The sequence below is a fragment of the Sphingomonas sp. BK345 genome (assembly GCF_014193845.1).
Classification (GTDB): Bacteria; Pseudomonadota; Alphaproteobacteria; order Sphingomonadales; family Sphingomonadaceae; genus Sphingomonas.
Genome location: NZ_JACHZX010000002.1, coordinates 732473 through 752370 on the forward strand (window position 1 = coordinate 732473; position 19898 = coordinate 752370).

Annotated in this window: 19 protein-coding genes; 4 read left to right on the plus strand and 15 right to left on the minus strand. The window is 68.6% G+C overall.

The annotated features are described in order from the left end of the window. The first annotated feature begins 387 nt into the window (after positions 1–387). Positions 388–1929, plus strand: coding sequence for a DNA recombination protein RmuC (gene rmuC / locus FHY03_RS08645; protein WP_183930050.1), 1542 nt, complete (start codon positions 388–390; stop codon positions 1927–1929). A 168-nt stretch (positions 1930–2097) separates the two neighbouring features. Here rmuC and FHY03_RS08650 read toward each other — a convergent pair whose 3' ends face one another. The 3 genes from FHY03_RS08650 to FHY03_RS08660 are packed head-to-tail and all read right to left on the minus strand — an operon-like array spanning position 2098 to position 8053. Beyond that, complete coding sequence (locus tag FHY03_RS08650; protein ID WP_183930052.1) at positions 2098–5043, minus strand: DEAD/DEAH box helicase family protein; 2946 nt, start codon at positions 5041–5043, stop codon at positions 2098–2100. Further along, positions 5040–6851 (minus strand): phospholipase D family protein, encoded by a 1812-nt coding sequence (locus FHY03_RS21320; protein WP_183930054.1) that lies wholly within the window; start codon positions 6849–6851, stop codon positions 5040–5042. Before FHY03_RS21320 ends, FHY03_RS08650 begins: the two co-directional genes overlap by 4 nt. Continuing rightward, positions 6848–8053, minus strand: coding sequence for a DUF6361 family protein (locus tag FHY03_RS08660; protein WP_183930056.1), 1206 nt, complete (start codon positions 8051–8053; stop codon positions 6848–6850). Before FHY03_RS08660 ends, FHY03_RS21320 begins: the two co-directional genes overlap by 4 nt. A 253-nt stretch (positions 8054–8306) precedes the next feature. On the opposite strand from FHY03_RS08660, the gene FHY03_RS08665 reads away from it, so the two are divergent. Both FHY03_RS08665 and FHY03_RS08670 read left to right on the plus strand, forming a co-directional pair. After that, the gene (locus FHY03_RS08665; protein WP_311721344.1) at positions 8307–9320 is read left to right on the plus strand and encodes an HNH endonuclease; all 1014 of its coding nucleotides are present in this window, start codon (positions 8307–8309) and stop codon (positions 9318–9320) included. Then, positions 9313–11076, plus strand: coding sequence for a methyltransferase domain-containing protein (locus FHY03_RS08670; RefSeq protein ID WP_183930058.1), 1764 nt, complete (start codon positions 9313–9315; stop codon positions 11074–11076). Before FHY03_RS08665 ends, FHY03_RS08670 begins: the two co-directional genes overlap by 8 nt. A 76-nt stretch (positions 11077–11152) precedes the next feature. Here the strand turns inward: FHY03_RS08670 and FHY03_RS08675 are convergent, their stop codons facing one another. From FHY03_RS08675 to FHY03_RS08685, 3 genes are read right to left on the minus strand one after another with little or no spacing between them, the layout of a single operon-like run. Next, the gene (locus tag FHY03_RS08675; RefSeq protein WP_183930061.1) at positions 11153–11548 is read right to left on the minus strand and encodes a hypothetical protein; all 396 of its coding nucleotides are present in this window, start codon (positions 11546–11548) and stop codon (positions 11153–11155) included. Continuing rightward, positions 11545–12375 carry a hypothetical protein gene (locus FHY03_RS08680; protein ID WP_183930063.1) on the minus strand — a complete coding sequence of 277 codons (831 nt, stop codon included), beginning with the start codon at positions 12373–12375 and terminating at the stop codon, positions 11545–11547. The genes FHY03_RS08675 and FHY03_RS08680 overlap by 4 nt, the downstream gene beginning before the upstream one ends. Positions 12376–12384: 9 nt before the next feature. Beyond that, positions 12385–12564, minus strand: a complete 180-nt coding sequence (locus FHY03_RS08685; protein ID WP_183930065.1) for a hypothetical protein — start codon at positions 12562–12564, stop codon at positions 12385–12387. Between the two features lie 109 nt (positions 12565–12673). On the opposite strand from FHY03_RS08685, the gene FHY03_RS08690 reads away from it, so the two are divergent. Then, positions 12674–13285 carry a hypothetical protein gene (locus tag FHY03_RS08690; RefSeq protein WP_183930067.1) on the plus strand — a complete coding sequence of 204 codons (612 nt, stop codon included), beginning with the start codon at positions 12674–12676 and terminating at the stop codon, positions 13283–13285. A 33-nt stretch (positions 13286–13318) separates the two neighbouring features. Here the strand turns inward: FHY03_RS08690 and FHY03_RS08695 are convergent, their stop codons facing one another. The 9 genes from FHY03_RS08695 to FHY03_RS08735 all read right to left on the minus strand — a co-directional run bounded on the left by FHY03_RS08695 (position 13319) and on the right by FHY03_RS08735 (position 19186). Further along, the gene (locus FHY03_RS08695; RefSeq protein WP_183930069.1) at positions 13319–13936 is read right to left on the minus strand and encodes a hypothetical protein; all 618 of its coding nucleotides are present in this window, start codon (positions 13934–13936) and stop codon (positions 13319–13321) included. After that, the gene (locus FHY03_RS08700) at positions 13936–14256 is read right to left on the minus strand and encodes a hypothetical protein (RefSeq protein ID WP_183930071.1); all 321 of its coding nucleotides are present in this window, start codon (positions 14254–14256) and stop codon (positions 13936–13938) included. Before FHY03_RS08700 ends, FHY03_RS08695 begins: the two co-directional genes overlap by 1 nt. A gap of 48 nt (positions 14257–14304) precedes the next feature. Further along, complete coding sequence (locus FHY03_RS08705) at positions 14305–15153, minus strand: DUF4238 domain-containing protein (protein WP_311721345.1); 849 nt, start codon at positions 15151–15153, stop codon at positions 14305–14307. Between the two features lie 55 nt (positions 15154–15208). Continuing rightward, entirely contained in the window at positions 15209–15430 is a 222-nt protein-coding gene (locus tag FHY03_RS08710) for a hypothetical protein (RefSeq protein ID WP_183930075.1), read from the minus strand. After that, positions 15430–15801, minus strand: a complete 372-nt coding sequence (locus FHY03_RS08715) for a nucleotidyltransferase family protein (protein ID WP_183930077.1) — start codon at positions 15799–15801, stop codon at positions 15430–15432. Before FHY03_RS08715 ends, FHY03_RS08710 begins: the two co-directional genes overlap by 1 nt. 110 nt (positions 15802–15911) lie before the next feature. Next, positions 15912–17555, minus strand: a complete 1644-nt coding sequence (locus tag FHY03_RS08720) for a hypothetical protein (RefSeq protein ID WP_183930079.1) — start codon at positions 17553–17555, stop codon at positions 15912–15914. A gap of 55 nt (positions 17556–17610) precedes the next feature. After that, positions 17611–18615, minus strand: a complete 1005-nt coding sequence (locus tag FHY03_RS08725) for a hypothetical protein (protein WP_183930081.1) — start codon at positions 18613–18615, stop codon at positions 17611–17613. Between the two features lie 171 nt (positions 18616–18786). Beyond that, positions 18787–18984: a hypothetical protein gene (locus tag FHY03_RS08730; protein WP_183930084.1), complete on the minus strand. Its 198-nt coding sequence runs from the start codon at positions 18982–18984 to the stop codon at positions 18787–18789. A 10-nt stretch (positions 18985–18994) separates the two neighbouring features. Next, positions 18995–19186, minus strand: coding sequence for a hypothetical protein (locus tag FHY03_RS08735; RefSeq protein WP_183930086.1), 192 nt, complete (start codon positions 19184–19186; stop codon positions 18995–18997). Positions 19187–19898: the final 712 nt, after the last annotated feature.

The window sequence follows — 19898 nt, forward strand, 5'->3', positions numbered from 1 at the left end:
CCCCCCATTCCTCACCCTGACAGCTTCTGCCACCCTCATGTGCGATGATTCACGCTGCGGTCCTCCTCCGAGCGGCGGTCGATTCGGGGACGGGGCGGCGGCATGGCGATTGGAAAAGTGATATGGCGAAGGGTGGTGGCTTCAGGAGCGCAAGCACCGGGCGGTATGTGAGCTCGAGCTACGGGCGCTCGCATCCACGGACCACTGTTCACGAGGCGTCAGGCAAGAGCGGCAGCTCTGGCGCACATTACCGCAGCGCGATCAGCGGACGCTATGTGACAACGAAGCATGGCAAGGCCAGCCCGCACACCACGCTGCGCGAGGACTGACCGGGGAGCGGCCGCCGCGTGCCGGCGGCCGCTCCTTTGACGGACAGGGGAGTTGGAGATGGAGTTCGCAATCTACGCAGCGGCGGTGCTGGCGCTGGCCGCAGTCGTCCTCGGCGTTCTGATCCTGCAGAAGGTCGGTCGTCCGGCGGTGGTCCCTGACGACCTGTCGACCCGCATAGCGGTACTCGAGCAGGTCGCCAATTCCCTGCCGGGCACGTTCCGCGACGAGGCGCGGATCGGGCGGGAGGATCTGCGATCCGCGGTGGGCGCCCAGACCGAGACGCTCGAGGGCCGCTTCACCGCGGTCGAGACGCGGCTGACCGAATTCGGCAAGGCGCAGACGGACCAGCTGGCGGACATGCGCAAGGAGGCCGCCGACGGGCGCGAGAAGCTCGAGGCGACCGTTCAGCGCAATGCCGAGAGCTTCGCCAAGACGCAGTCCGAGCGCCTGAGGGAGACGAACGACGTCGTCACCAGTCTGTCCGACCGGCTGCTCGCTGCACAGCGCGAGGGCCGTGACGAGCAGCGCGTGGCCCTCGAGGGGGTGACTACGAAAGTCGGCCTAATGACTGAGAGCAACGAGAAGCGGCAGGACGCCTTGCGCGAGACTGTCGCGAAGGGGCTCGACACGCTGCGCACCGACAACGCAGCCAAGCTCGAGCAGATGCGCGCGACCGTCGACGAGAAGCTGCAGGGCACGCTCGAGAAGCGTCTCGGCGAGTCGTTCCAACTCGTCAGCGAGCGCCTCGAGCAGGTCCATAAGGGCTTGGGCGAAATGCAGAGCCTCGCGACCGGCGTCGGCGACCTCAAGCGTGTGCTCAGCAACGTGAAATCCCGCGGCGGTTGGGGCGAGGTGCAGCTCGGCATGCTGCTCGAGGACATGCTGACGAAGGACCAATTCGCGACGAACGTGCGGATCCGCCCGGACTCGAACGAGGTGGTCGAATTCGCCGTCCGCCTCCCCGGCCGCGGCGGCGACGACGTCCCGCTCTGGCTCCCGATCGACGCCAAGTTCCCGCATGAGGATTACGACCGGCTGCTCGTCGCACAGGAGGGCGGCGTCGCCGACGACGTCGAGAAGGCGGCGAAGGACCTCGAACGCGCCATCCGGCTCCAGGCTAAGACGATCTGCGAGAAGTATGTCCATCCGCCGCATTCGACCGACTTCGCGATCATGTACCTGCCGACTGAGGGGCTGTTCGCCGAGGTCATTCGTCGGCCCGGCCTCGCCAGCGAGCTTCAGTCCAAGCACCGGGTGATGGTCCAGGGTCCGACGACGCTGGCGGCGCTGCTGACTAGCCTGCAGATGGGCTTCCGCACGCTGGCGATCGAGAAGCGGTCGAGCGAGGTTTGGCAGGTGCTCGGGGCGGCGAAGAACGAGTTCACCAAATATGGACAGGTCTGGGAGAAGCTCGGCAAGCAGCTCGATACCGCCAAGCGAACGGTCGACGAGGCCGGACGCCGCACCCGAGCGGTCACGCGGCGCCTGCGGGACGTCGAGACGCTCGATATCCCCGAGAGTCCCGCCTTGCTCGAGCTGGTCGGCATCGACGGCGACGACGAAGAGGATGCGGCCGACGCGGCCGGCGGGGCGGCGTAAGAGACAGGCCAGCGGAATGAAAACTGCACGGTCGTGCGGATCGCCTTCATCCTCTCGCAGCCATCCGCCAACTCCATCATCCCGGGCGAGCGTGCCAGGTCGAACTTCGCGCCGTGCGCCTCCCCGAGAAAGATGCGCTTGGCAGGAGGTAACGTCCGGGTCTGGCGGTTAGCCGGATCGCTGAGGCCTGCTTATCGCGGCCAGGTTGATGGCGAGCTCGCGCGGGTTCCCATGGTCGGTCCCGACCCGCTTCAGCATCTCCATGAATGCCCCCGGATCCGGCTGGCCGAGCGCGAGCCTGTAGTAGAGCAGATCGCGAAGCATGTCCTCTTTGCGCTTGGAGCGGAGGCTGAAGCGCCAGTCGAAGCTGACGCTGACGGGCCGCCCCAGCTCGGGGAGCCACCAGCGTTCTAGGCCCGTCGGGCCGGAAGGCTGCTCGCTCGCGACCCTCAGGAGTGCGAGGAACGGGCTGTCGGCTCCCGCCCGGTCGAGCGCCTCCTCCCCGTGCCGTCGTGCGAGCGACTGCCGCACCGCGAGGCTGGCGTAGCGGGCAATCCTGCCTTCGCGCTGCTCGAAATCGACCGGGTCGCTGGGCAGGTCCCAGTGGACGATCCGTCGGCACCATTGGTGGAAGTCGAGCCCCTCCTGGCCGACCGAGGTGGTGCACAGAACGTGCGGCCAGAAGGGAGAGTTGAAAGCGCGTCGCAGCGTGTCGCTGCGGACCCGTCCACCCTTCTTCTTGCCGGCCTTGCGCTGCTCGCCTCCGGCGAACGGCGTGACCGCCTGGACGGGAATCCTCAGCTTCGCGTTCTTCCCGCGCCGGAACTGGACCAGGCTAGGGCGGTCGAGCAGGCAGTCGCCGAGTTGCTCGAGGATCGCGGGACCTTTGGCGTCGCCCAGCGGTCCGAGCAATGCCATCTGCTCGTCGATTACAGCCTCGAACCCGCCCTTGAGCAGCGCGTCCCTGAGCGCGGTGGTGTATCTCCTGTGCTTGGATGAGCCGAGGATCACGTCCGCGAAGGTGCGGTGACCGAGGTAGCCGCGGAGCCGGTTCCAAGAGAAGTCGAACACCCGCTCTAGCTGCCGCCGGTCCGCCATCGGTATCCCGTGCCGGCGTGCGCACCTCGCTACGATCGCGCCTGGAGCGGAGAGCAGGTAGTCCGCGAGCGCCGCCAGTTCGGCCGACGAGATCGAGGCGATCGGCTCGAGGGAGCGCCAGTCCTTGGACGTCGACCTTCCGCCCGCGCCGGACGCGATCGCCGCGACCTGATTGTAGCCGCGCTTCGAGATGTGCCGTTCGATGCCGCAGGCGAGCAGCCAGTTCGCGCGCTTCCCGCTTCCATCCAGCCGGACTCCCGCCTCGCGCAGGCAGGTCGTCAGCTGTCGTTCCGCGTCCGCGCGCACGGAGGCGAGCGTGCGGCTCTCGCGCTTCGACGGTTCGACCGCGTGCGAGAGGTTCGGCCACGGCATGAACAGCGCGATGAGGGCTCCGCTCTCGGTGCCGCCCGGACGCAGGTAGGGCGGTGGCGCCTTCGTGCCCGCCGGCCTGATGCCGCCAAGGAGCTCGATCGAGAGCAGGGCGGCGATCGATGTGGGGGCGCCCCGCCACTTGCTGAAGAGCAGTGTCTTGCCCGGCTTGGGCCTCTTCGCCGACCAGGGCCCTTCCAGTCTCCACCAGGCCACCGTCGGCGGCTGCCACGGCAGGCTCAACTCGGGCGGTCCGCCAGTCATGCCCTTGAGGGAGCGCAGCTGCGGGTGCGCCGGCCTGCCGCGTCCCGACCCCGCCTCGAAGGGCGGCGCCTTGGCGGCGCACAGCGGCTTCCAGACCTTGTAGGCGTGGAGCGTCTGCGCCGGATACGGGATCGAGCTCCACATCTGGGGCACCCAGCCGGCGAACTCGGATCCGCAGCTCTCCGCCAGGTGCCGGAACAGCCGGAGGTCGTCGGCCTCGATGTCGATCGTCGGAGCCTCGCGCTCGAAGAGGTCTTCCTCGTGGACGAGGGCACGTTCGGTGCGGGCCATGAGCGGGGCGAGCAGCGCCTCCAGCCGGGACTTCGCCGCAAGGACGGCATCCCGGATCTCGCCAGGGTGGCCGGACGTCTGCAGGGCGTCGTGGTAGGCGCGCATCGCCGCCTCCACCTCGACGCACTTTCCGGCATCGTTCGCCAAGAAGCCAGCCAGGTCGACGAGCGTCCTGTAGTGCTCGACCGGGTGCATCTCCTCGCCGTTCAGCCGCCTCAGCCGGTAGGGGGTGGCGGAAAGGAGGAGCACCGCGGGCGGCTGGTCTCCGCCGAGCAGCGCATCGACCAGGAGCCGGTGAACGTGCGCGCGCTCCGCCCTGAGCGGGTCGGGGTCGACCTCGGGTTTCGGGATGATGAGATCCGCGTAGCGGTGGAACTCGTCGAGCACGACGAGGTCCGGCCGCACGTGGCTGGACCTAAGCGCCGCGAGCGCAAAGACGGAGCGGAAGCGGCCGACGAACTCCCCGATGTCGACGTGCTTGCGTTCCAGCCAGTCGACGACCGCGCCCTCGACGCTGCCGGTGGGGCAGCCGAAGACGTCGCGCATCGCCCGCTCGATGCCGGCGAAGGTGTAGCCGTCGAGATTGGGCGCCTTCTCGTCCAGCAGCCTGCGCCCCTCGCCGGCATGTTCCTCGTCCATGCGCTCCACGACCCGTCTGATCCGGTCGTAGCGGTCGAGGAGTCGTGTGATTAGCGCCCGCTCGGCCTTCCGTCCGGTCCTCGGGCCCGGCTTCCAGCCAGGAAGGCTCGTCTCGGGGGTGAAGGTATGGATCCGGTAGCCCCGGCCTTCGTCCGGCGGCGAGCCCGGGACCAGTGCCAGCCGGTCCTCTCCCGGACGGTAGAGCTTCTCCTCTATGCCGGTCAGCGACACGAACTTGAGCCGGTTCTGCCCCACGATCTCGAGGCTGGGGCACAGATACATCACGTTGAGCCGTCGCCGGTTCCTTCGCAGACCCTCCGCGACCGAGCGCGCGATGATCGTCTTGCCGAGGCCGACCTCGTCCGCGACGAGGAAGCGCCGGGGGCCGTCGGCCTCCAGCCGCTCGAGGGCGACCTGCACCGTCTTGCGCTGGAACTCCGCGAGTGTCGTCACCTGGGGAGTCCGACTGCGTCGTGGACTGCCTGGAGGAACGGCCTGACCTCCTCCACGTCGGAGAGTGCGGCGGCGCGCTCGTCCTCGTCGGCGATCGTCGCGAACATCTCCTCGAAGGAGTCGAGCATCCCCAACATCCCTCCGACGCGAGCTTCGAAGGTCTCGTGGTCGCGCGCCCAGGCCGCGAGCATCGTCTCGAGCGTGAAGATCTGCGCCAGCTGGGCCGCGGGATCCCTTGCGCCCTGCGCGCCGATCGGATCCGACCAGCGCTGGCCGCCGGTGCCGTCCACTCCGTCCAGCAGGGATCGGAGCCACTCCCGGAACCTGCTCGCGCCGACGTATCGCGCGAGCAGCGCGCTATCCCTCCGCTCGAGGTCGAGACCGTCGATCTCGAGGCTCTGGATCCACGTCCTGCTCACCTCCGGCCCGGTGAGGCTGGTCGCGCGGAAATTCACGAGCGAGGTCTGCTCGCTAGGCAGGGGCGGGTTTGAGAGCAGGCGCACGGACCGGGTGGCGGGCGCGATCTCCGACCACCCGTCCGGATCGAGGAAGGGCGAGGCCTCGAAGCGGGCGAGACGAAGCGTGTCGGGCGGGTCCTCGTCGAGCAGCAGATGCAGTCCGTCGGTGTTCTGCGACAGCCTGCACCCGACCTCGAGGAAGCCGCTGATCACGTGGTCGAGTTCGCGCTTGGCGCGCTCCTCCTCCAGCTCCTCGGTGGTGTCGACGTCCAGCGAGGCGAGCTCGACGCCGCTCTCCACGAAGCCGTGGAGCGACTCGGTCAGCGCCGGATCCGCGACATCCAGGATGGCGACCGCCTCCGCGTTGGGTCCGATCAGGCCGCGGCGCGTCAGGTTGGCGCTTCCGAGCATCAGCGCGGCCTTGTTCCCCTTCGTCACCGCCAGGAGCTTGGCGTGGACGCCGGTCGCCGGAGGTTCGTTGAACTCGCCGGCGGCCCCGTCCTGCTGCTGCTCCACAGATACCGGTGTCGCCGGGTCCGGAGCGGCATCGACATGGAACCGCACGCCGTCGAACGGTCCGCAACTCGTGCCCGCGGTCTCGGTCGTGAGGAGCCGGACCTCGCGTGCAGCGGCCTTCGTCACCTCGGCCAGGCCGCCCCGGTCGATGAACGGGCTCACCGCGCAAGCCCGCTCGGCGCGCGTCAGGAGCGGTCCCTCGACGAAGCGGCGCGTTTGGTCGGGGCGGCGCCAGAGCAGGTTGCGGACCGTCACGCCGGGAGGGGCCAGCCACTTGGCTGTCTTCAGCTCGGCCAGCTCCTCTCCGCTGAACCTCGCATCGGCGAGCAGGTCCGCCGCAAGAAGCGCGACGTCGGGCACGGGCCGCGCCGCCTTCTCCCTGGACGTGACAAGCACGAGCCCTGCGTCCCTGTCCGTTGAGCCCGTGAGATTGCGGCTGCCGATCCAGAAGCGCCACTGCGCGCTGGAGCCGGCGGAGTATCGGACAAGGGCCGCCTTGGGATGCCAGCTCGCGCGCCGCTCGTTCGAGGGCACGGCGTGCACCATCGTGTCGAGCAGCGGGAGCACCGACCGGTGTGCGCTCGGCGCCACGACCCGGCCGAGCTGATGCAGCACCAGGAGCCTTCCTCGCATCCTTTCGAACGCCTTCACCAGCCCGAGCGGCGATGCGTCGAACTCGGCCTCGGCATCGCCGCCCAAGGCCAGGACGAGCCCGAGCATGGCGACAAGGTCGAGCGAGTAGGTCGTGACGACCGCCCGGGTGACCGCCTGGCCGGTGCCGGGTCGGAGTGCGCCGAGGATCGAGATGCGGTCGTCGCGGCGGCCGAACGTCACGACGCCTCCCTGACCCGGGCAATCATCTCGCGCACCACCGGCCACCTGTAGTCGAGCGGGGTCGCGATGCCCTTCGCCCAGTCGCGGCGCCGTCGCTCGTTGACGAGGTAGGCCCGGACGTCCTTCAGGTCTCGTTCGCGGATCGTCAGCGCGCTTGCGATCGCGTCGAGCGGAGCTCGTTCGCGGACCCAGTCCTGCACGGCCCGGATGAAGAGCTCGAGCAGCTGGTCGATGCGGGTCTCTGCCCGCAACGCGGGGACGTCGAGGTCGAGCGCCATGTCCCGGTGCTCCTCGACGAGAAGCGGCAGGGCGTCGGCGTGGCGATGGTCCTCGGTGCCGCGGTCGTCGTTCCGCCGTTGCTCGATGAGCGCGGAGTGCGCAGCTCGCGCGATGCAGGCGACGGAGGCGGCCCGCTCCGCCAGCGCGAGCGCTTCACGGTCCGGCTTGCTGGCCGCATCGCGCACCTTGGCCGACCAGAGCGACTCGGTGGTCACGTTCCGCTCGGCCAGCCTGCTGAGGAGTGGCTGCGTCCCGTCCTTCCCCGCGCCGTGCCAGAGGGTGCGGAGGTAACGCGCCTCGTGCGGGCGGAGCGCGAAGTCGAGGACGCCGGTCCGGTTGCGCCAACCCGATGGGGGCGCCGGCAGGCCTTCGAAGAGGTCGACGGTGTTCGACTTGCCGTGGTCGCCGTCCTCCCTCGTCTCCAGGCGCGGCCACGCGCTTCGCAGCTGCGTCTCAGTGGGAGCCTCAGCGAGCCCGCCGACCGGAGCCGCCATCCGCCACGTGCGGAGCGCCGTCCAGTAGATGGTGCTCGCCCGCACGACGGGCCTCTCCTTGGCCCGGTATTTCATCCAGCCCGAGATCCCGGAACCCTCCAGCGTCCCGTCCGACCTGAGGACCGAACCGATCAGGCGCTCGGAGTAGCGCCGCTCGATCTCGAAGAGCTCGTCGACGGAGAAGCGTTTCCCGGCCGAGCCGACGAGCAGCTCCTGGTAGGACCAGGCCACGAAGAACACGTATCTGAGCTGAGCGTGCTGGACCGAGGTGCCCGGGAAGAAGCGGTCTGCGAAGGCGAAGTGGATGGGCGCGAAGCCGAGCTCGTCGCGCGTGCCGTCCGAAGCCGCCCCGGAGAGCAGCCTGTTGGCGGCCGCGCGGTCCGCCTCCGAGAGCATGAACCAGCCGATCGCCGGCTCGCCGCTACGCATCCGATCGCACCATCGGCATTGCCGGTTTACTTTCTTCCCGCTCGTGCATGACTCGATGGATCTTCGCCGCCAACTCCGTGAAGCCGGAACCAAGCTGACCGAAGAGCATCGGACGCACCGCGTCCGGCGTAGAGGCCACTGCCCAGTCAGCCAAAGGATCACCCCCGGGCGCGAGTAGGCCGCAACGGCCCGGATGGGTCAAGCGGAGCGTCGGCTTTGCTGATGCATTACAGCGGGATCGGATCGATCTCCCGTGGATCGCAAGCACCGCCCGCAGGTCGGCGGGGATGATCATCGGCGGCAGCCGTTCCTTGCCTTTTTCCCTCGCAGCCTCGATGACCCGGGTCTCGGGAGGTCGTCGATGAAGGGGGTTTTCGAGATCAGCGGCACGTCCCGCTACGACGACCTGATCACGGAGCGCTACCACTTCCCCCGGATCTACCTCGGTGTGGCGGAACGCTTCCTCGGCGACTGGATCCTCTACCGGGAGACGGGGTCGGACGGAGGTCGCAAGGCCTACGTCGCGGTGGCCCGCGTGGAGCGGATCGATCCCGATCCGAACGACGCTAGCCTCTTCTACGCTAGGTTCGCCGACTTCCTCGAGCTCGACCATGCGGTGCCCTACCGGGACCGCGAGGGCCGCTTCGCCGAACGCTTCCTGCGCGAACTTCCCGTCTCGGTGGCTGGCCGCGCTCTGCGCGGCCGCTCGGTCCGCGAGATCGACGCCGCCGACTTCGTGGCGATCGTCGACGGCGGCCTCAAGCGGACCCTGGATCCCATCAATGCCATACGTTTGGAGCTGGAGCCGCGCCTCCTCGATCCCGCGACCGAGGAGCTGATCCTCCAACCCCTGACCGAACGCCGGATTGAACAGATGCTGGTCAACCGGAAGATCCGCGACGCCGCCTTCCGTGGTCTGGTGCTCGACGCCTACGACAGCACCTGCGCCGTGACCGGTCTGCGGATCGTCAATGGCGGGGGCAAGGCCGAGGCCCAAGCCGCGCACATCTGGTCGGTGGGCGACGGCGGGCCCGACGAGGTCCAGAACGGCATCGCCCTGTCGGCGACGGCGCACTGGCTGTTCGACCGACACCTGATCAGCCTCGACGAATGTTTCGGGCTCCTGGTCTCCCACAACAAGGTGCCCTCCGAACTCCGCCAGCTGTTCCCGTCCGCGGGAAAGCCGATCCGACTCCCGCGGGATCCGCGCCTGCATCCCCGCCCGGAATACTCGGCCAGGCACCGCGAGCGCTTTGCCGGTGGCTGAGGCAATCGATGGCGCGTCCGACGGGGCGGACCCGATCGCGGCCTACGACGCGGATGCGCGGGCGCTGGCGGCGAGCTACGACCGCCTCGACCTGCTCGGCGTCTACGCGCAGGTCGAGGCGCTGCTGCGGGATCCCTCCACAGGCGCCCTCGCCCTCGACGTCGGCGCGGGATCGGGGCGTGACGCGCAGTGGCTGGCGGACCTCGGCTACGAGGTCGTCGCCGTCGAGCCGGCGGACGCTATGCGGGCAGAAGGCGCGCGGCGGCATCCCTCCGGGCGGATCCGCTGGTTGGACGACCGCTTGCCCGCGCTTGAAGCCGTGCATCGGCTTGCGCTGACGTTCGACATCATCCTCGTCGCCGGCGTCTGGCAGCATGTCTACCCCGCGCATCGGCCTCGGGCCGTCCGCAAGCTCGCGACACTGCTGAAGCCCGGCGGCCTGCTGGTCCTCACGTTGCGGGAGGGACCGCCGCCACCGGGCCGGCCGATGCATCCCGCGCCGCTGGGCGAGCTGGAGGCACTCGCGCGGTCCCATGGACTCGAGATCCTTCGCGTGGAGAGGGGCTCCGATGCGCTCGGCAGGACGGGGGTCTCCTGGACGACCGTCGTGCTGCGGATGCCCGACGATGGCGGCGGCGCGCTGCCCCTCCTGCGCGGTGTCATCCTGTCCGATGACAAGTCCTCCACCTACAAGCTGGGCCTCCTGCGGGCGGTCGCCAGGATCGCGGAATATGCGCCCGCGACCGCCGTGCCGTGCGGCGATTCCCAGGAATCGGACGCGGTGGAGGTTCCGCTGGGGCTGGTCGCGGCCAATTGGATCCGCATGTATCTGCCGCTGGTGAGGCTTGGCCTTCCGCAGGCGCCGGGGAACAGCGGTGCCGATGGTCTCGGATTCGCGAAGGCGGGCTTCAGGACGCTGGCTGCGCTCGGCTCGCCGGCTCAGGACCTCCGGCCCGGCGCCACCCATGCGGGCGACCGCGCGGCTGCCGTCAGGGCGGCCATCGGGGAGGCCGCGGCGACGATCGCGGCGATGCCGGCGTACTTCACCCGCTTCCCCAACTCGGAGCGGCGGGTGTTCGAGGCGCGCAGGAGCCGTTCGCGGGCGGCCGCGGCATCGCTGGTCCTGGATGTCCCGACGCTCCGGGGTTGGGGTGCGCTCGTCGTGCCGGGCAACGTCTGGCGTGCGATGACCCGCTACGGGGCCTGGATCGAGCCCGTCCTCGTCGCCGAGTGGGCCCGTCTGACGCGACGCTACGCGGCTCGGATGGGCATGTCCCTGGCGCCGGGTCGGATCGAGGCGGCGCTCGAGTGGCTGGAACCGCAGCGCAGCACGGTCGCCGGCCGATCCGCGGCGCATCGTCTCATCACGGCCGGCGACACGGTGGAGTGCGTCTGGAGCGGCCGCCGCCTCTCGATGGCCAGCCTCGACGTCGACCACTGCCTGCCATGGTCCGCCTGGCCGTGCGACGATCTCTGGAACCTGATGCCGGCGGACCGGCGGGTGAACCAGCGGCAGAAGCGCGATCTCCTCCCGTCCGCTCCGCTGCTCGCCGCGTCACGCGAGCGGATCCTCGGGTGGTGGGAGCGGGCCTGGCTGGCGGATCCCGGGTTGGGAGAGGCGTTCGCCCGCGAGGCGACTGCGGCGCTGCCCGTGGGGCCGGACGCCGCACCGGCCGAAGTCTTCTCCGCGCTGGAGTGGCGCAGGTTGAGGCTGCGCCAGGACCAGCAGCTGACTGAGTGGCGTCCCGTTCTCTGACCGGGGCGCTCCGGCCGCGACCGGGGCTGTCGGCGCCACCTGCAAGGGGCCCGCGCCGGTCAGGGCCGCGAATGCCTTAGTTCTCGGCCGAGGGTGCCGAGTAGGCGGCGCTCTGCTTACGGCGGCGCTGACGGAAGATGAAGCCGCGCACGCGGACGTCCGAACCGCGCTCGGCCGCCGTGGCGAGGCGGCGCGCGATCGCGTTCGCGATGGGGACCGCCGTCAGCGGGGTCGCGAACAGGCCGGCGAGCACCGCCAGCGGCGACATGAAGTGTAGGCCGAAGGCGATCCGCAGGAGCGCCGTGACGAGGAGGAAGATGACGGCCGAGGTGATGCCGACGAGACGCCTGCGGATCGCGAGCAGCCAGCACCAGTCCGCGGCCGCGCGGATCCAGGTGACGAGCAGGACCGGGGCGCCGAATGCCAGGAGGAGCGTGAGGGTGAGCAGGCCGAGGTCCAGCGCGGTGTTCACTCGACGCCCCCCTCTTCCCCGGCTTCGGCCGCGGTGCCGTCGTCGACGGCTTCCTGCTCGACCTCCTCGATCACCACGTCGGGGATGTTCTGGATGACGATGTTCCGGATCACCGCGTTGTCCAGGACGACCACGCCGCCGATCCAGTCGCGGTCATGGGTCTCGATGTGCGGGACGAGCCGGGGCTGGTCGGGCTTGCGGTGGACGACCTGGTAGACGAACCGCTCCGGGTCGGCGAGGCTGATCGACTTCAGCTCGCCGTTGTCGCCCTGGCGGATGTCGGCGACGACGCCCTGGTAGCCGATCCCGTATTCGCCGTGCGGCGTGCTGGTGAGGATGTAGGCGATCGGCTTGTAGCCGTGCCGGAGCGGCCGGACGACGTGCTGGAAGACCCAGCCCTGGGATCGGACGTCGAACTCGTCGAACACGATGTCGAGGCCCTGCGAGGTGACCAGCTGCCAGGCCATCAGGCACTCGAACAGCACCGTCAGCGCGAAAGCGAAGAGGGACGCGGCGGATGCCTTCGCCGAGCCCAGCGCGAGCGCGACCGCCATGTCGTAGGGGTTCGCGATGAGGGGACCGACCGAGTGACCCGAGGCCTCCCCGAGCTGCGCCGCGGCGGCCCACCCGAGGCTGACCAGCCCGTATCCGAGGAGGTGCATCGCCAACGCGATGCCGAGTGCGGCGAAGAGGGCCGTGACCGAGGTCAGCTGAAGTTCGGGCCGCTTGGCCCCGTGGTACACGTTCTGGAAGTTCCAGCTGACGAGTGCGGTGATGCCCGGCAGGAGCAGCACGAGCCCCGCCAGAAGGGCGAGCGTGAAGTTCAAATGCGGACGTTAGTCCGGGTCGCGATCGCGGCGGACGCCCCAGCGCCCGGTCGTCGCGTCGCGGGCGACCGTGCCGCCGGCCGAGTGGCGGCGCTCGTTGGCTAGGCGCACCAGCTCCTGGTAGCCTCCGACGCGCCGGGCGGCGGCTGCGGTGTCGCGCTGGTCACGACGGGTGGTGATCGTCGACATGTCCTGAAGATAGGTCGCCTCGCCGGCGCCGTAAAGGACCTCCGTGCCCGGCGTTGGGAAGAAGGCTCCGTGGCTTCCGTAGGCTCCGCGGAGCGGGCATGGGGATCGGATGAGCCAGGACGCATTGAGGCGCTTCGGCCGGGCCGACGCTCTGCAGTCGGCCCTGGGTCTGACGCCGGAAACAGGGTTGGGGATAGCGGCCATCGTCTCGTTCGCCGGCGCGATCGAGTATCATCTCGAGCGCGCGATCTGGCGGATGCGCGGCGTCGAGCCCAGGGGCGTCAGGCCCGACACGGATGCGCGGATGGTGTCGGACCTGATCGCGATGCTGGAGCGCGAGGCCGCGACGCGGGACGGGGAGGCGGGACGGCTGCTGCGGACGTGGTGCGCCGCCGCGCGGGCCGGCTTCACTGTGCGTCACAACATCGCGCACGGCGTGCCGGGACGGATCGGCGACACGTTGGCCTATATGCGCAACCCGCGTTGGGAGGGTGAGATGCGCAAGCGGGAGTTCGGCGACTTCTGGGCCAATCCGCACGCGCTGGATCTCGTGAGGGAGGCAATGGCCACCCTCCTGAGGATCATCGCCGCGCTCTCCGGGGACGGCGCGGACCCGTCCGCGATTGCCACTGCGGCGGCGCTGCGCGCCGTCGGCGACGCGCGTTCCGTCCTGGGAGAGTTCGCGAGCCAAAACTACAACCCGAGCTTCGAGAAGTATTGAGGCGCACGGCACCGCCGTCCTGTAGCGCGGCGCTCAGGTGTGCGTCGCGACGGGCAGCAGCATATAGCGCAGCGACCGCGTGGCGTCGGTCCAGGCGAACTCGTAGTCGTTCCTCAGCGTGATGGTCGGCAGCTTGGAACCGGGTGTTCGGTAGGTCATCGCCGTTCCGGCTGCGTATCGGGCGCCATGCCGGAAGTCGAAGTCAGCCGTGTCGGGCGAGTAGCCGCCCCATTCGACGTAGTGCGGGTGGTCCGTGGCGACGAGCATGAAGCCGGTGTCGGCCACGTCGCCGCATTTCTCGAGCCGGGCGATGTCGAGCATCGTCTTGTGCCGGTTGTTGGGTTCCGCCTGGCTCGCCTTCTTGAAGAACTTCAGCTCCATCGCGCACCGCCACTCGCGTCCGTCGCCCGTCGTCAGGCGGAACCACACGTCGAGCCTGCCCCGGCCACCTCCGCCGAGCGGCTTCTCGAGCTCCAGCGCGAAGGTCTCGCGCGGGCTGGTCATCTCCAGGTCGGCGACGGTCATGATGATGCGGCCGAGGTGGAGCTGCAGCGACGCCTCGCTCTGCACCGGGACCCGGCCGCCCTCGATCTGGTCGAAGAGGATTGGGACCGCCCTCTCGACGATCCTGTTGAGGCGAGCGACCGACATCAGCTGAACCGCTCGTGGAACTCGCGCGCCTCGTCCTCGCGCTCGAACTCGAACGTCATGGAGTTGTAGTGCGTGCGCGCGAAGTCCTCGCCGGGATTGTCCGGGTTCCGCTCCCTGACGAGCGGCTTCTGGCCCTCGGCGCGGTATCCCCCGACGCGCAGCGCCATGGCCTTGTCGTCGATGATGCCCAGGACCAGCACGCGTCCCTCCAGCCCGGCGAGGAACGCGTCGATCTCTTCGACCGTGTCGTCGTCGCCGATCTGTGGAATGGATACGGTAAAGCTCAAGCCGATCTCCTCCTCTCTTTCGCCGCTGACCAATCCATCGAGCGAATTAGGCTGCCACGGTCGTGCGCGTCATAGCGCGGGTCATCGAGCGTTGGCGATCGAACGGACCAGGGTCGCCGACCCGGCTGCGATGGTCCCGCTCTGCTTGGCGATCGAGAGGTTGAGCTGCCGCACCGTGGCGCCGTCGTCGGCATGGTGGAGGCTGACGCCGCCGTCCCCCCGTCCGACTCCGACAGCGATGTCGGAGGCGATGGGCATCCACATCTCGACGTGGGGATCGGTGAGGTCGGTGCGTCCGGGCGACGTGAGCTTCACGACGGGACGGCTACCGATGATGAAGCTCTTGTGCGGCCTGCTGATGCGCAGCACCGCTATTCCCCGGCGCTCCAGAACCGTCATCACCTCGCCGCTGAACTGGATGAGCGTCTGCACGCGCACGTTCCGGATCGTGCGCGCCATCGCCTCGGGCGTCGCGAGCCGCTCGATCTCCGCACTCCGATGGGGAACGGCCTGGCGCAGCTCTGCGATGATCCCCTCTATCATGCGCGTCGCCTCCTCGTCGCTGGTGTTCGCGCGCTGGGTCTCCGGCGTCCGCCGCCACTGCATGAGGAAGAACAGGTGCCAGACGCGCATCTGCCCGGCCGAGAGGGCCGGCACCCTGCCAGCCCTCGTCTGATCCAGGATTGCCTGGACGACGCCGACGGCCTCACTCTCGAGGACAGAGAGCGCGCGCTCCATGGCGAGGTCTTTGATCCCGGATTCCGAAAGCGTGCTGTAGAGATGGTTCTGGTGGAACAGCTCGGCCGTGCGCGCCCGGCGGATGGCGGACGGGTCTTCGCGGTGCCTGCACCAGTGGAGCCAGCCGTCCGGGTCGGTGAACCCGTTCAGGATCATCTGCGGAACGTAGTGGTGGCGCTTCGGAAGGGGCACTGCACGGAATGCGGAAATGTGTGGCTCGACGGTGGTATCGGCTTCGCGCGTAGCCCTACCCGTTGGCAAGCTGCTGGCACACGACCCACACCTCGTCGTGTGCGAAGGTGCCGCCGGGCACGATGGGCAGGTGCTGTTGCCCGACGACCTCCAGCCGCAGTTGCCTGCCTTCGACGGTCTCGGTGATGTGCGAGCCGATCTCCGGGGGATTCTCCGCTTCGCGGGGGCCGCACGGAAGGAGGCCGGACGCCCCCTGGACGAGCAGATGACACTTCATTATCCTTCCGCGCCTCCCTGACCCGAGCCCCAGTCCGGACTCGTCACTCCATCTCTCCGGAATACCAGCATGCCGTGCTCGCGCACCGCAGGCGCCACGACCACGTCGTCGTCGAACATGGACTGGGCGTGCACCTTCACGGGTAGCAGTGCCTGGAGCTCCGCGCGCCATGCGGGAAGCAGGCAGATCGCGTTCCCGAGTTGCTCCCCCTCGTCCTGCCCGTCGACCACGAAGGCCAGGTCGAGATCGCTGTCCGTCCGGTAGCCGCCCTTCACGCGCGAGCCGAACGCATGGACCTCGAGCACGAGCGGCTGTCCCGTCGCCCACGCCCGGATCGTCTCCGACCAGTGCGGTTGCAGTCCTTTCTCCATCGCGACGTGCGCTCCCCAGCGAAGTTCGACTGTGAGCCTTGACCGAATCGCGTGTCGCTCACGTCGGCCCGGGCAATTCCCGTCAAGATGGTGCGGAGGCTGGCCCGTCGCTAGGTCCTCCGCCTCGCGATCTCGGTCCTGCAAAGGCTGGCGATCTGCTCCAGCCGCAGCCTCGCGTCCTCGTCGTGCCGGATGTATTCGAGCCGTATGCCGGCGAGTCGGCAGAGGTTGCGCTTGTTCTCGTCGCGGCGCACCGTGGCCGTGTAGCCGGCCTCACCGCCGAACACGTCGATCGGCCGGTAGTGCTGTTCGCCCTGATACTCGACCGCGACGCTGGCGTCGGGGACGAGTATGTCGAGGTGCTGCGGCGCGAGCCAGCTCGGCATCGCGTGCCGCTCGATCGAGGTGTCCGGGAGCAGCGCCTTGAGCGAGAGGAATGCGGACTCCTCGGATTTCCACCGCACCTTCTCCATGTCGCGCGCCCACGCCGCGACGAGCTCGGCCGAGAGGACGTCGCACAGCCTCGCGAACGCGGGCATCCGCCGGACGTCCTTCCACCTCTGGTCGGCGGCCTCGGACACCACGTCCGCCCAGAGGGCGTCGAGCGTGCCTCCTGCTGCCCAACCCGCGATGACCGCCTCGGCCCAGACGGGATGCCCGCGCACTGCCGTCAGCGGATCCACGCGGTCGGGATCGAAGGTCCCGCGCTCGATGTCCGCCATGATGGAGGACGAGACCTGGAGGACGCAGGCGAACAGGACCTGCGGGGTCGGCATTCCCTGTGTCGCGACAAGTGCTGCGAGGAGCTCCCGCATCGCCGACCGGGTTATCCATGGATGGCTCGAGTAGAACTCAACGTGTCGGTGGCCGAGATCGGCGAACATGTCGGCCTCGCACTGCAGGGCGAAGAGGCAGCTGCCGAAGACATTGTAGCTGCCGATGCGGGTGAGCCAGAAGACGACCTTGGCTAGGTCCTCGTCGCCTCCTCGGGAAAGCCAGCGGACCAGGGTGGCGTGCGCCTCGCGGAAACCCGGCTCGAGTTTCTCCAGGAACGCGGCGACCCTCGCGGAGCGCTCCGTGTTGCCCTCCGCCAGGATCCGGGCGAGCGGACGGGGTGTGACGCGCAGCAGCGGTGGCCTGGCCAGCTTTGCCACGTCCTTGTCGTATGCGCCCGAGCGGGCGTGCCCGAGGAACACGTCGACCTCTGCCTGTTCGAGGCCGAAGAAGCCGCGCATCTCTCCGGCGATCCGCGTGTCGCCTGTGGCGACCGCCGCATGTGCGCAGAGTTTCACCAGCGGCCCTTTCGCGCGGCTGCCGCCGCCGAACACCACGTCCTTCGCTCCCAGCGGATCGGGCTCGCCCGCTCTGATTTGGTGGAGGATGCCGTTCCAGTCCTCCTGCGAGATCGCCAGCGCGATGAGCCTGTCGACGTCCGGACCGCGGCGGAAGGCGGCGTATTCGACGCCGGTGGGGTTCTCGCCCTTCTCGTAGCTGGCGCGCGCGCCCGCGACGTCGCCGAGTGCCAGCAGCGCGTCGCCGATCTTCCTCCAGTGGCTGAAGGTCTGCCAGATGGGGATCGCCTCCCTGTAGGCACCGGCGGCCATGAGCAGGTCGGCCTGGTCGCGCGTCCGCGCGACGTCCCACAGTCCTGAGGCTTTCAGCGCGTGGATCTTCTCGGCTGGCGACAGCCAGCCCTTGGCCAGGGCGATGGCATAGGTGACGCTCGAGCGCAGTTCTTCGATGCGGCGGATCATCGCGCACGTATTCCGACGTCCCGTAGCCGGGGCTCATTTATCCTGACGCGGCGCCTCATGGGGTCGTCGCTGCCAGGAGCGCCGCCAAGTCGGCGTAGTCGGTGTAGAAGTATTCTCCGTCCGACCCGCTGAGCTTCGGCTTGTAGGGCGCCCGTGGGATCTTCCGCCTCGTCACATAATCCTTGATGTCGAGCGACCGGAAGAAGTCCGCGTCCATGTAGAGCTCGTGCGCGCGGTGCACTCCGTCGCGTATCGCACGTCTCGCCGCCTCGTCGATGAGCATGATCTGCGCGAAGGGCAGGCCCAGGCTGTTGAGGCAGATGTGGTTGCCGCTCTTCGATGCGTGGAGGAGCGCGTCATCGTAGTATTCGTTCGAGCCCGAGGCGAAGACCGCGTAGACGCCGAGGCCGAGAGTGTCCCGGAAGATCTGCCGGATCTCGTCGAAGAGGAGGATCAGCTTCTCCGGCGCATAGGTGTAGGCGCCCTTGTCGAACATGCCGACCGTCCAGTTGGTCTTGAGCAGGAGGCTGTCGGCGAACGAGATGAAGGAGATGTCCGCGTGCGCGGCGGCCAGAATGTCCAGCCGGTCGCGCAGCGCGACGAGACTGCGCTTCTCGATCCGGCCGTTCTGCAGTTCGTCGCCCATCGCCACGACATCGATCATCGCGAAGAGCGAGTTGTTCTGGAGATGCACGCGCTCGAGCCATTCGCCCCTGACGAACACGGTCGGCTTGCCGCCGTATTTGTGGACCTCGACGCACTGCACGATCTCCGTCAGCGGCAGCACGATCTTGAGTTCGTGGAAACGCTGGTGGGTGTCGGGATACCACGAGATCTCCAGCCCGTGGGTCAGCTGGCGGATGACCGACGCGGGCATGACGTATCCGACCTCATATGGACTGGGTTCGGGCCCGGGGCCGCCGTCGTCCTCGTCGAGTGCGTCGTTGAGCAGCCAGGCATGCTCCCATTCGGCGAGGTATCTCTCGTCCATGAGGACGATGTCCTGGTCAACCGGGAGGTCCGCAGGGTCGTATGCGTCGAAGAGGCCGCTGCTGAACATCCTCACTCCTACCTGCACGATCTTCTAAGCGAACCGGCCAGTCGCGGCCCATTCCAACTCCAACGTTGTCGCCGATGAGATGCCGCGTTGAAACCTCCGATGCTGTGGCCGACGTGCTCGATACGGGAAAGCCCGCACGCCGACATTGGTCGCTAGGTCGTTTCGAATAGATCAGGCTATGCGTCTGACCCGCACCGCCTTCGGCATGCCGTCGACGTGCATGCGGTTGCCCTCGACGATGACGTCCGGCCGATATCTGTATTGGTAGCGGTAGTAGTATTGCTCCTGCCGCCACACGCTGCCGTTCACGAGCTTGACGACGGTGTCGCCGTTCCACCCGGTCCATGCGCCGTCGATCCTCGACTTCATCGCGACCTCCTCAGTCCAGCCGGCTGACGCGCACGCCGCGGCTCATCCCCTCGACGAACATGGTCTTGCCGCTGAGCGTCACGCGTGGCCTGTAGGCGTAGCGGTATTCGTAGTGGTATTCCTCCTGGCGCCACACCGACCCGTCCGTCAGCTTGACGATCGTGTCGCCTTCCCAGCCCTCCCATTCGTCCTCGACCTGCATTGTCGACGCTCCTCGTGCTGACGGCCGGTCTGGCCATCCCAGCCTCGACTCTGGCAGATGGGCACGTCAGAACCTGTCACCCTGCGGTAAGCCTCGTCGCTGACGCGGCTTCCCGGGACGAGGATCCACTATGCGTGCGTTCCGGCCACCGGCGTAAGCGGTCTCGCACGAAAGGAGGCGGTTCTAACCGTCCTCGCATGGTCGTAACCAGCTTCGCATGGGCCGGTGTTGGCGAAGGCCAGGAAGTCGCCGTCTGGAGGAGGCTTGCGGCGTTGCGTCCCCGCAGGTCCGGACGCTAACGGGTGCCCGCCCCATACCGGGTGCCCGATAACCAAACCCGAACGTAGAACATTGAGCGTAGAACGAGATCCCCCCACCGGCGCCCGGCGGCGGGGGCCGAAGCCCCGCCCGGTCGTGGCCAACCCTGAACCGTCGACTGAGGACTGGATAGACCCGCCGGGCTTCGCCAACGCCCTGAAGCTGCACGTGGCGCGCCACGGCGAGACCTACTGAGCGCTGCACCGCGCCATCGTAGGGGAGGGTGAGATCTTTGACCGCAAGACCGTCCAGAATTGGGCAGCGGGCACGAAGGCGCCGCGCTCGCCGCGTGAGCCGTCGTCCGGACCGTATCGCGCCCGGCCTCGTCGTCGCTGCCGCCCCCCCAACCCAGGGAGGTGCCGCGCTTCGTCGACCAGAGTCGCGCGCGATAGGA

Excerpts from the sequence above, each read along its gene's own strand:
- rmuC (WP_183930050.1), top strand. The coding sequence starts at position 388 with ATGGAGTTCGCAATCTACGCAGCGGCGGTGCTGGCGCTGGCCGCAGTC.
- FHY03_RS08725 (WP_183930081.1), bottom strand. The coding sequence starts at position 18,615 with ATGTTCAGCAGCGGCCTCTTCGACGCATACGACCCTGCGGACCTCCCG.
- FHY03_RS08720 (WP_183930079.1), bottom strand. The coding sequence starts at position 17,555 with ATGATCCGCCGCATCGAAGAACTGCGCTCGAGCGTCACCTATGCCATC.
- FHY03_RS08690 (WP_183930067.1), top strand. The coding sequence starts at position 12,674 with ATGAGCCAGGACGCATTGAGGCGCTTCGGCCGGGCCGACGCTCTGCAG.
- FHY03_RS08685 (WP_183930065.1), bottom strand. The coding sequence starts at position 12,564 with ATGTCGACGATCACCACCCGTCGTGACCAGCGCGACACCGCAGCCGCC.
- FHY03_RS08710 (WP_183930075.1), bottom strand. The coding sequence starts at position 15,430 with ATGAAGTGTCATCTGCTCGTCCAGGGGGCGTCCGGCCTCCTTCCGTGC.
- FHY03_RS08730 (WP_183930084.1), bottom strand. The coding sequence starts at position 18,984 with ATGAAGTCGAGGATCGACGGCGCATGGACCGGGTGGAACGGCGACACC.
- FHY03_RS08715 (WP_183930077.1), bottom strand. The coding sequence starts at position 15,801 with ATGGAGAAAGGACTGCAACCGCACTGGTCGGAGACGATCCGGGCGTGG.
- FHY03_RS08660 (WP_183930056.1), bottom strand. The coding sequence starts at position 8,053 with ATGCGTAGCGGCGAGCCGGCGATCGGCTGGTTCATGCTCTCGGAGGCG.
- FHY03_RS08735 (WP_183930086.1), bottom strand. The coding sequence starts at position 19,186 with ATGCAGGTCGAGGACGAATGGGAGGGCTGGGAAGGCGACACGATCGTC.
- FHY03_RS08695 (WP_183930069.1), bottom strand. The coding sequence starts at position 13,936 with ATGTCGGTCGCTCGCCTCAACAGGATCGTCGAGAGGGCGGTCCCAATC.